Annotated in this window: 12 protein-coding genes; 6 read left to right on the forward strand and 6 right to left on the reverse strand. The window is 64.1% G+C overall.

Annotated features, from left to right (window positions below; translation table 11 throughout):
- Positions 1-24 precede the first annotated feature (24 nt).
- The 3 genes from AAFM29_RS01800 to rpsU all read right to left on the reverse strand — a co-directional run bounded on the left by AAFM29_RS01800 (position 25) and on the right by rpsU (position 2,590).
- Positions 25-1,734 carry a DUF4153 domain-containing protein gene (locus AAFM29_RS01800; RefSeq protein ID WP_341711110.1) on the reverse strand — a complete coding sequence of 570 codons (1,710 nt, stop codon included), beginning with the start codon at positions 1,732-1,734 and terminating at the stop codon, positions 25-27.
- Positions 1,735-1,759: 25 nt separating this feature from the next.
- The gene (locus AAFM29_RS01805) at positions 1,760-2,305 is read right to left on the reverse strand and encodes an FKBP-type peptidyl-prolyl cis-trans isomerase (RefSeq protein ID WP_341711111.1); all 546 of its coding nucleotides are present in this window, start codon (positions 2,303-2,305) and stop codon (positions 1,760-1,762) included.
- Positions 2,306-2,383: 78 nt separating this feature from the next.
- Positions 2,384-2,590, reverse strand: a complete 207-nt coding sequence (rpsU, locus tag AAFM29_RS01810) for a 30S ribosomal protein S21 (protein WP_021690322.1) — start codon at positions 2,588-2,590, stop codon at positions 2,384-2,386.
- Positions 2,591-2,793: 203 nt separating this feature from the next.
- On the opposite strand from rpsU, the gene crcB reads away from it, so the two are divergent.
- From crcB to AAFM29_RS01840, 6 genes are read left to right on the forward strand one after another with little or no spacing between them, the layout of a single operon-like run.
- Positions 2,794-3,204: a fluoride efflux transporter CrcB gene (gene crcB / locus AAFM29_RS01815; RefSeq protein ID WP_341711112.1), complete on the forward strand. Its 411-nt coding sequence runs from the start codon at positions 2,794-2,796 to the stop codon at positions 3,202-3,204.
- A complete protein-coding gene (locus AAFM29_RS01820; RefSeq protein ID WP_341711113.1) occupies positions 3,201-4,355 on the forward strand; it encodes an RluA family pseudouridine synthase in 1,155 nt (384 codons plus the stop codon). The genes crcB and AAFM29_RS01820 overlap by 4 nt, the downstream gene beginning before the upstream one ends.
- Entirely contained in the window at positions 4,355-4,957 is a 603-nt protein-coding gene (locus AAFM29_RS01825) for an FMN-binding negative transcriptional regulator (RefSeq protein WP_341711114.1), read from the forward strand. The genes AAFM29_RS01820 and AAFM29_RS01825 overlap by 1 nt, the downstream gene beginning before the upstream one ends.
- Entirely contained in the window at positions 4,957-5,613 is a 657-nt protein-coding gene (locus AAFM29_RS01830; protein WP_341711115.1) for an HAD-IA family hydrolase, read from the forward strand. Before AAFM29_RS01825 ends, AAFM29_RS01830 begins: the two co-directional genes overlap by 1 nt.
- On the forward strand, positions 5,600-5,809 hold the full coding sequence (locus AAFM29_RS01835) for a hypothetical protein (RefSeq protein ID WP_341711116.1): 210 nt from the start codon (positions 5,600-5,602) through the stop codon (positions 5,807-5,809). The genes AAFM29_RS01830 and AAFM29_RS01835 overlap by 14 nt, the downstream gene beginning before the upstream one ends.
- Positions 5,806-6,498, forward strand: coding sequence for an ATP12 family protein (locus tag AAFM29_RS01840; protein ID WP_341711117.1), 693 nt, complete (start codon positions 5,806-5,808; stop codon positions 6,496-6,498). The genes AAFM29_RS01835 and AAFM29_RS01840 overlap by 4 nt, the downstream gene beginning before the upstream one ends.
- 63 nt (positions 6,499-6,561) lie before the next feature.
- Here AAFM29_RS01840 and AAFM29_RS01845 read toward each other — a convergent pair whose 3' ends face one another.
- The 3 genes from AAFM29_RS01845 to AAFM29_RS01855 are packed head-to-tail and all read right to left on the reverse strand — an operon-like array spanning position 6,562 to position 8,805.
- On the reverse strand, positions 6,562-7,275 hold the full coding sequence (locus tag AAFM29_RS01845) for a caspase family protein (protein ID WP_341711118.1): 714 nt from the start codon (positions 7,273-7,275) through the stop codon (positions 6,562-6,564).
- Positions 7,257-7,847: an ABC-type transport auxiliary lipoprotein family protein gene (locus AAFM29_RS01850; RefSeq protein ID WP_341711119.1), complete on the reverse strand. Its 591-nt coding sequence runs from the start codon at positions 7,845-7,847 to the stop codon at positions 7,257-7,259. The genes AAFM29_RS01845 and AAFM29_RS01850 overlap by 19 nt, the downstream gene beginning before the upstream one ends.
- A 10-nt stretch (positions 7,848-7,857) precedes the next feature.
- A complete protein-coding gene (locus AAFM29_RS01855; protein WP_341711120.1) occupies positions 7,858-8,805 on the reverse strand; it encodes an MlaD family protein in 948 nt (315 codons plus the stop codon).
- Between the last annotated feature and the right edge of the window lie 30 nt (positions 8,806-8,835).

Raw genomic sequence — 8,835 nt, forward strand, 5'->3', positions numbered from 1 at the left:
AAGCGCTTGTGCTGTGCTGCGGGGCTATTCGAACGGCTGGCCTGCGGCCTCGCCATCGATGTAGATTCGACGACCGGTCCATTCGCGAACTTCAACCTTGGAATCAGGGGTCTGTTTGGGCGGATCGAGATCGAAATTGCCCGGCAGGTCCACCGCGGCCGAAACCGCGCCATCCTTGTCCTGCTGTTGTGGCGGGGTATCGAGCACGCGCATGTGCACCTGACCGCCTTCGACGAAGGCAACGATGGTTCCACCCTTCTCCCCCGGACCCAGGTCGAGCACGACGCAAGTCTTGCTGCAGCGCCAGCTGTTGCCGCTGACTTCCGCCTCCACTGCATCGCGCAGCGGACCGGCGGGAATATCGGTACGCAGGTTCGCCATGCGGGCGTCACGCTTTTCGCTATCGTCGTCGCGCCAGCGATAGGGGCGTTCAGTCCGATCCTGTGCCAGTTTTGCCAGCTTGGCGACTTCCGGATCGGGACTGGCGACAAGTCTGGTCAATGCGGCACGTCCGGCATCGCCGAAGTCCCAGCGCAGCGCGTCATAGTCGAAGTCCTCTGCCTTGACCTTGCCCGCCTCCAGCCGTGCGAGCTGGTTTTGCGTCGAGATCGCGGCGAAATCGGCGAGCGGCATGGCCAGCAGGAAAGCAATCGCACAGGTCGCCACCGCAAGGTGAAGATTGGCCTGTCGCTGGGTCACCCAGCCATGCTTGCGGCTGCGGATCGCGGCGACGAAATAAGCGACGCCATAGGCCACCGCCACCGCGATCGCGATCAGGCCCCAGATCCGTTCAGGGCTGAGGCCGTAGGCATCGATCCGGGTTCCCATCGAAATCGCCGCCAGGATCGCCAGCGGCAGGATACCAAGCGCTAGCACGAAGGCGGCCGCGCGCATGATCCGCGACTTGCTGGCGGCTTCCTCGCTATCGCGCAGCACCGCATTGACCAGCACGAAGCTGCCCACTGCAATGGCGAGCAACATGGGCGTGGCGCTGCGGGTCGCCTCCCACAGCACGTCGAGGCCGCGGGTGGCGACCGCCAGAAGGAACAGCACCACCCCCGTCGCCAGCGGCACCGCAAGCAAGGCAAACACCAGCATGACGACATTCTGCAGCGTGCCGAGGATCCGCACCTGGTTGCGCAGGACACCCAGTGCCGCCCCGCAGCTGACTCCGGAGAAGCTCCAGCCGAACCAGCTCTGGTCGATGATGTCGCGAAGGACATCGATCTTGATCAGGTGAAACAGTTCGCTGAGCAGGAACAGCACCAGCCAGGATAGACCCGTGAAAGCCAACGCGCCGCCCGCCGCAATGGCGTCGGTCCACACGCGGTAATGCGCCTCGGCATAAGAGGTCTTCCAGCGGTGGCGGTGGAATTCGGCCTGAAACAGCGGAACGGCCAGCAAGGCCGAGACCACGCCCGATGCCAGCCAATAGCCTGCCGCGTCATAGTGATGCTCGGCGCCCGCAACCCGCCAGGCGATACCCGCCATGACAATGCCAACCCCGGCAGAAAACAACGCTGCGTGAAGCCATCTGTCGCGTTCGAGCGTCAACCCCGCCGCGATCGTCCCGAAGAAGGCCAGCGCGGTCAGCGCCGCGCGCCAGGGCTCGAGCGCGCCACCATCCTGATCCGACGCGAGCCACACGGCCAATCCGCCCAGGCCAAGGATACCCGCAAGCAGCCATGGCCGTAGCGGCCAATCGGGTTCGTGGACCGTTGTCGTCTCGTTCAAGCGCCCTCTCCCCGGCGCCGCCGTATTATTCGGTAGGGGCGGCGCCCTGCTGTTGTTGCATCATCTGCTGTATAGCAGCCGCGCGGGCCTGGAAATCGGCCTTGCTCATGAAATCAACCACTTCGACCTCGAACACCAGATCGGCATTCGGCGGGATCGGCGAGCCGGGAGGCGGCGACGCGCCATAGGCCTTATCGGCCGGGATGGTCAGCGTGTACTTGCCGCCCTTCTGCATCTCGAGAATGCCGGTCAGGAAACCGTCGATGATCGCACCTTCTTCGAGCAGCAGCGGGTTGCCTTCGGGCAGCAGGCCGGGCGGGATCGGCAGTGGCTGCGAGCGGTCGAATTCGGTCCCGTCGGCCAGCTTGCCGACATAGTTCACGAACACCACGTCGCCGATCTTGGGCGAAGCGCCCGTGCCTTCGGTGATGGTGACGACCGACAGGCCCTTGGGCGCGGCGGCCCAGGCAAGACCGGCGCCGATCAGCACTGCAACGATGACACCCAGCCACAGCTTGGTGAGCGAGCCCTTGGCGATGGGCTGGAGGGGAACGCGGGTGATCTCGGTCATGGTACTCGTGTCCTGATACGCAAAGGGCGCGGATTTCTCCGCGCCCTCATGGCTTAGCTTGGATTGGCTGGCAACGGCTTACTTGACGCCGTCACGCTCCATCCGCTTGCGCTCGAGCTTGCGGGCGCGGCGAACGGCAGCAGCCTTTTCACGGGCGCGCTTTTCGCTCGGCTTCTCGAAGTGGCGGCGCAGCTTCATTTCGCGATACACCCCCTCACGCTGCAGCTTCTTCTTGAGCGCGCGCAGGGCTTGGTCGACGTTGTTATCGCGAACGATGATCTGCATAAATTCCAACACCTCACTAAGCGGGACAGAGCCCGCCGCTGCGGGGTTGCCTCCTTGATTACGGTTTCGTCTAGAGAACGAACAACGCGCCGAATCCATGCCGGATCGGCTCGAACGGGGGCGCACATAAGGATTCGGGGGACAAAAGGCAAGCGCTAGCTGCCGCTTCCCGTTTGGAGCGCGAGCGGCTAGGGGGCGAGGCAATGTCATCGCTTTCCCCCCTTGTCGCCTCACTGCACGTCTTCATCGGCGGCGGTTTCGGCGCGCTGATGCGGTACCAGCTTGGCCGCGCCATGACGCACTGGCTCGGCGTACAGGCCGTCATGACCTTTCCCTGGGCGACGCTTGCCGTCAATGCGCTTGGCAGCGTGGCAATGGGCGTGCTCGCCGGCTGGCTTGCGCGCCACGGATCGGGCGAAGGCGAACAGCTTCGCCTCTTGCTGGGGGTCGGGCTGCTGGGCGGCTTTACCACATTCAGTGCGTTCAGCCTCGAAATGGTCCTCCTGCTCGAGCGCGGGCAGTTCACCTTCGCTGCGCTTTACGCAGTGCTATCCTTTGCGCTGGGTATCAGCGGATTGATCTTCGGCCTTACCGTGATGCGGAGTTTCGCATGAAGCCTGCCGATGAAGTTCGCACCTTTACCGTCGCGCCTGATGATGACGGCGTGCGATTGGACCGCTGGTTCAAGCGCCACCTGCCGCAAATCGGCTTCGGGACGGTCAGCAAATGGGCGCGCACCGGCCAGCTTCGTGTCGATGGCAAGCGGGTGAAGCCCGAGGACCGGATTGCCGCCGGCCAGACCGTGCGCGTCCCCCCGGGTGGCGACGCGCCGCACAAGGCGCCCAAGCCCAAGCGCGCGCTCAGCCCTGCCGAGATCGAGGCCGCCCAAGCGATGGTCATCCAGCAGGACAAGGCGGCAATCGTGCTCAACAAGCCACCCGGCCTTGCCACGCAAGGCGGCACGGGCACGACGAGCCACGTCGACGGGCTGCTCGACGCGTTCGCGCCGGGCGACGACGAACCGCGGCCCCGCCTCGTCCACCGGCTCGACAAGGATACGTCGGGCGTGCTGCTGATCGCCCGCACGCCGGGCAGCGCTGCCTTCTTCTCCAAGCGCTTTTCCGGCCGCAGCGCCAAGAAGGTCTATTGGGCGCTGGTTGTCGGCGTGCCCGAGGTCGCACAGGGGATCATCGAGGCTCCGCTGGCCAAGCAGCCGGGTTCGGGCGGCGAGAAGATGCACGTCGATCACGAAGGCGGGCTGCCGGCCAAGACCAAGTATCGCGTGGTCGATAAAGCTGGGAATCGCGCCGCCTGGCTCGAACTGGAACCACTCACCGGGCGCACGCATCAATTGCGCGTCCACTGTGCCGCCATGGGCAATCCGATCGTCGGCGACGGCAAGTATGGCGGCAAGGACGCCTTCCTCACCGGTTCGATCAGCCGCAAGATGCACCTGCATGCGCGGCGGCTGATCATCGACAGCCCGGCGGGTGGCAAGATCGATGCGACTGCCGAATTGCCCGAACATTTCGCGGCGAGCATGGAACATCTCGGCTTCAACATCGGCGCCAGCGACGCCTCCCCCATGCGCGACGATCCGCCGCCCAAGAGTCGCGAGGAAAAGAAGCAGCAAGCCCGCGCCCACGCCAAGCAACTGCGCAAGAGCAAGCCCACTCGCCGTGGCCGTGCCACTGCCAATGCCGCAAGCAAGCCCAAGCCAAGGTCTCGTGCGAAACCGTCCAAGCCACCCCGGGGCAAGCGCTGATGCATCCCAATCCGGCCTTCCGCCACGATGATCGGCAGCTTTTCGAAACGCTGATTGCGGAAGTCGGCTTCGGCATGGTCTTCTGCACCACGCCCGATGGACCCCGCGTCGCGCATGTGCCGCTACTTTCCACCGGCGATGGTGCAATCCAGTTCCACCTGGCACGCGGCAACGCGCTGACGAAACATCTTGATGGTCAGACCGCGCTTGCGCTGATCAATGGGCCGGACGGCTATGTAAGCGCGCGCTGGTATGCCGATACCAAACGCGTACCGACGTGGAACTATGTCGCGCTAGAACTCGAAGGGCGTGTCCGGCGCATGGACGATGATGGCCTGCTTGCCCAGGTCGAAGCGGTCACCGCACGCGAGGAGGCCCGCGTGCTCGAAGGCAAGCCGTGGACGATGGACAAACTGCCTGACAGCCACAAGCATGGTCTGCTGGCCGCAATCGTCGGGTTCGAGCTCGAAATCTCTGCCTGGCGTCCAACCTTCAAACTATCGCAGAACGCGCCCGCCGATGAGCGCGAGCGAGTGATCGCAGGGCTCGAGCAGCAGGGCGCTCTCGCCATCGCCGGTCTGATGCGCAGTCTGGTGCCATAATGCGGCTGGCGGTGTTCGACTGCGATGGAACGCTGGTCGACGGCCAGGCCGCCATTTGCGAAACCATGGAACGGGCGTTCGCCGCCGCTGGCCTGCCACAACCCGATCGTCATTTCGTACGGCGCATGGTTGGCCTCTCGCTTCCCTACGCGCTGCGGGAACTGGCCCCCGAAGCCGACGAGGAGCAAAGGGCACGGGCGGTGGAGGCTTACAAGGAGGGCTATCGCGCGCTGCGCCTTTCAGGCGCTCTGCAGGAACCGCTCTATGACGGTATCGCCGAGTTGATCGGTCGGCTGGCCGCCGCCGGTTGGCTGCTGGGCGTCGCCACGGGCAAGAGCGATCGCGGGCTCCACGCCTGTCTTGAAACGCATGGCATCAAGCAGCATTTCGTGACGCTGCAAACCGCAGATCGGCATCCGTCCAAGCCGCATCCCGCGATGCTTGAAGCAGCTCTGTTCGAGGCCGGCGTTTCTCCCGCAGACGCGGTGATGATCGGCGACACCAGCTTTGACATGGAAATGGCTTGCGCCGCGCGGGTCCGCGCGATCGGGGTCGATTGGGGCTATCACGAACCGCATGAATTGCTCGACGCGGGGGCGAGCGCGGTCGCCGGGACGATGGCTCAACTTGAGGAGATGATCCGTGGATCAGGATGAACGCGCCGCTCGCCGTTTCTGGCTGCTGCAATTCATGCGCTTGAGCGGGCTTGCGCTGGTGCTGGTCGGCGCAATGATACTGGCGGGAACAATCGAGCAATCCAAGGCGGTGGGCGCGGCCTTGTTCGTCATCGGCGCGGTCGACTTCTTCGTCATGCCGATAGTGCTCGCCCGCAAGTGGAAGAGCGACGAGTGAAACGCTTCTACAAGTATGCGACCGTGGTGGAGACCGAGCTCGGTTTCCACGTCGCGCTCGATGGGCGAGCGATCAAGTCGCAGGGCGGGCAGCCGCAAGTGGTGCCATCGCGAAAGCTGGCCGATTTGATGGCGGCAGAATGGCAGGATCAGGGCGAAGAGATCGACCCCGCACACTTCGTGCTGCGCGATATGGTCGACTATGCGATCGACGTCCTCCCCACCGCTCGTAACGAAACGATCGACAAGCTTCTGCGCTACGCCGAAACCGATACACTTTGCTATCGCGCCGATCCCGACGAGCCCTTGTGGCGACGGCAGATGGAGGTGTGGGAGCCGCTTCTGGCTGCGTTCGAGGCCAGGGAAGGCGTGCGCATGGAAAGGGTGAGCGGCATCATCCACCGGCCGCAGCCGCATGAAACGCTTACCAAGTTACGTAAGAAGCTGGAATCGTTAGATGATTTGACGCTCGCGGCGCTCGAGCCACTCGCTTCGCTCGCAGCCTCGCTCAGTCTCGCGCTTTCCACACTAGAACCCGATGCGGATGGTGAAGCGCTGTGGGATGCGGCCAACCTCGAGGAAGACTGGCAGGTCGAACATTGGGGTGATGACAGCGAAGCCGCCTTTCGCCGGACCCGCCGCAAGGCATCATTCCTTGCCGCGATGGGCCTTGCTCATGCCGTCAGGTGACGGCCCTGCCAGCAGCGCAGCCCCCTGCACCCAGCACGTCGAACTTCCAGGTCCAATCCGGCTTTACCCAGCTCGCCCGAGAAATTCCTCGAGAGTGAGGTCGTCGCGACACGCAGCATAGAGAAGAAGATTTCGCTCTGTCGCTTGGAGCGCGCCGGAAATTTCCTCGAGCGCAATCGCATTTCTGCCGGAACGCGTGGTTTCAACATCGGGAGCGAGCAGTTGCACCGCCCCGGCAGGCGCGATGCCGTGGCCAGTGGTGTAGAGCAGAGCACGCTTGCTGCCTGCTGACCGCAATGCAAAATCGGCCAGCTCGCGACGATATTGATCCGCCGTCCTGGCAACTACCGAGCGGGTTGGCACCCCTTTCCGTTCGAGCGCGGCAGCTACCCGAGCCGCATCGAAGGCCGCTCCAGGCAGGGACGCCAATTCCCGATCATCACCATAATCGGCAAAGACCATGACGAGCGCCACCGCGCCGGTATCATCATTGAATAAGAGCGTATCGTCGTGCACCAGCCGCGATGCGTCCGCCACCTGCTGACCAGCGCTGTGCAAGCCTGTTCGGACCTCGAGTTCAAAGGCAAGGTCCTCGTCGAGACGCGCATCAAGGATTTCGATCAGCGCTGTAGCGAATGGGTTGCCGCCAAACGCATCGCGATCATACGCGGCCTGTGCGGGGCGCGTGGCGAAGACGATGTCCGCCACAGTTTCGGCGGTGCAGGGTGCAGCCGTGACGGCCAGCACCAAGCCGAGTATCAGGCCCCGGCCACCCACTCCGCCACCTGTCCGGCCACATCATTCGCCGCCTGGTTGAGTGCGGGACCAACCGAACGGACATCGGCGGGAACGCCGGACACCCGCGCCTCAAAGCGCTTGGTCATCACCTGCGCGCCGCCGCCATTGCGGGTCGCATCGAACACCACCACCACAGACGAAGTCCGCGCGTCATAGCCGAAGCTGCGCAGGGTTCCGCTCAGGCGATCGGTGGCGCCAGCACCCGGATCATCGCCATCGATCACCAGCCGACCCGATCGCGCGCGGATGGTTTCGGCGACCATGCGACGGAACAGCCGCGCGGGCCGTTCGACCCACACCGCATCCTTGAGATAGGCGATTTCGGTGTCGCTGACCTGCACCGGAAGCCGGGTCACGTCGAGCACCCGGGGAACCTCGAATTCCACCATAGCCAGCGCGGTTTGCTGCGATCCGGTTGCACCCGCACCCGCCGCCGCAGTCTCGCTGGAAGTCAGCGTCAACAGGCTGGGAGGTGCCTTGCCGCCAAGGCTGACACAGCCACCCAGCAACAGGGCGGGTGCCAATGCGGCGATGATGGTCTTGCGATTCATGCGTCGGCCCTCATGGCTTGTAATCGGGCAGCGGCGGCGTACCCAGCAGTGCGCCGGCCCCCTGCTCGTCCAGCTTCTCGGTTACTTCGCGCAGCGCCTTGCTGGTTGCGCGCAGGTCCTTCATCGTTGCTTCAGCGGCAGGCAAGGTGCTTTCGGTCAGCTGCCTCGTCGCAGGGCGTGCTTCCTTCAGCGTTTCCTCCAGCTCCTTCGCCGCACCGCTGGCGGAGGTCAGCGTCGCGCGCAGTTGCCTGGCCAGCGACTCTCCTTCGGTGTTCAACAGCCGGTCTGTCGAAGCAGACATCTTTTCGAACTGGTCGAGCGCTTCGCTGGCCTCACGCAAGGTCACCTGGAGTTCGGCCATCGTCCGTTCGACCTGCGGCGCCGCTTTCGCCAGGTCCTGCGTCATGCGATTGGTATTGGCCAGAATCGCGGAGATTTCCTCCTGGTTCTTGTCCGACAGCAACAGCGTCAGCCGCTCAGTCAGGGTCGCCAGGCGCTCAAGCAACAAGGGTGCATTGGCAAGGATTTCATTGAACCCGCCCGCGGCCGGCGGGATGATCGGTGCACCTTCGGTACATGCGGTGGTTTCGCAGGTGATCGCCGGTGCGCCCGATCGTGCACCATCGAGCAGAATGGTCGAAACGCCCGTGAAGCTACCCTGGATCGTCGCCGTGGTTCCGACCAGGATCGGCACGTCTTCCTTCACCTTGATCCGCACGCGGACGAACTCAGGATCCTTGTCCCACAGTTCGATATCGGCAACCTGTCCCACGGGAACGCCGGCGAAGCTCACCTGGCTGCCATTCGCGAGACCCGAAACCGACTGCTTGAAGAAGATGTCGTATTCGTTCTGCGCACCTTCGCTCCAGCGGGCGAGCCAGACCGTGAACAGCGCCAGCGCGCCGAGCACTGCCAGTGTCACCACACCGACCCAAACGTAGTTTGCGCGCGTTTCCATCTAGCCTCGCTTATGCCTTGCCTTTTTCGG

The sequence above is a fragment of the Erythrobacter sp. genome, assembly GCF_038133525.1.
Lineage (GTDB): Bacteria > Pseudomonadota > Alphaproteobacteria > Sphingomonadales > Sphingomonadaceae > Qipengyuania.

Coding starts and splice junctions, on each gene's coding strand:
- AAFM29_RS01850 (WP_341711119.1), bottom strand. CDS start 7,847: ATGAATCGCAAGACCATCATCGCCGCATTGGCACCCGCCCTGTTGCTG.
- rpsU (WP_021690322.1), bottom strand. CDS start 2,590: ATGCAGATCATCGTTCGCGATAACAACGTCGACCAAGCCCTGCGCGCG.
- AAFM29_RS01805 (WP_341711111.1), bottom strand. CDS start 2,305: ATGACCGAGATCACCCGCGTTCCCCTCCAGCCCATCGCCAAGGGCTCG.
- crcB (WP_341711112.1), top strand. CDS start 2,794: ATGTCATCGCTTTCCCCCCTTGTCGCCTCACTGCACGTCTTCATCGGC.
- AAFM29_RS01830 (WP_341711115.1), top strand. CDS start 4,957: ATGCGGCTGGCGGTGTTCGACTGCGATGGAACGCTGGTCGACGGCCAG.
- AAFM29_RS01855 (WP_341711120.1), bottom strand. CDS start 8,805: ATGGAAACGCGCGCAAACTACGTTTGGGTCGGTGTGGTGACACTGGCA.
- AAFM29_RS01820 (WP_341711113.1), top strand. CDS start 3,201: ATGAAGCCTGCCGATGAAGTTCGCACCTTTACCGTCGCGCCTGATGAT.
- AAFM29_RS01825 (WP_341711114.1), top strand. CDS start 4,355: ATGCATCCCAATCCGGCCTTCCGCCACGATGATCGGCAGCTTTTCGAA.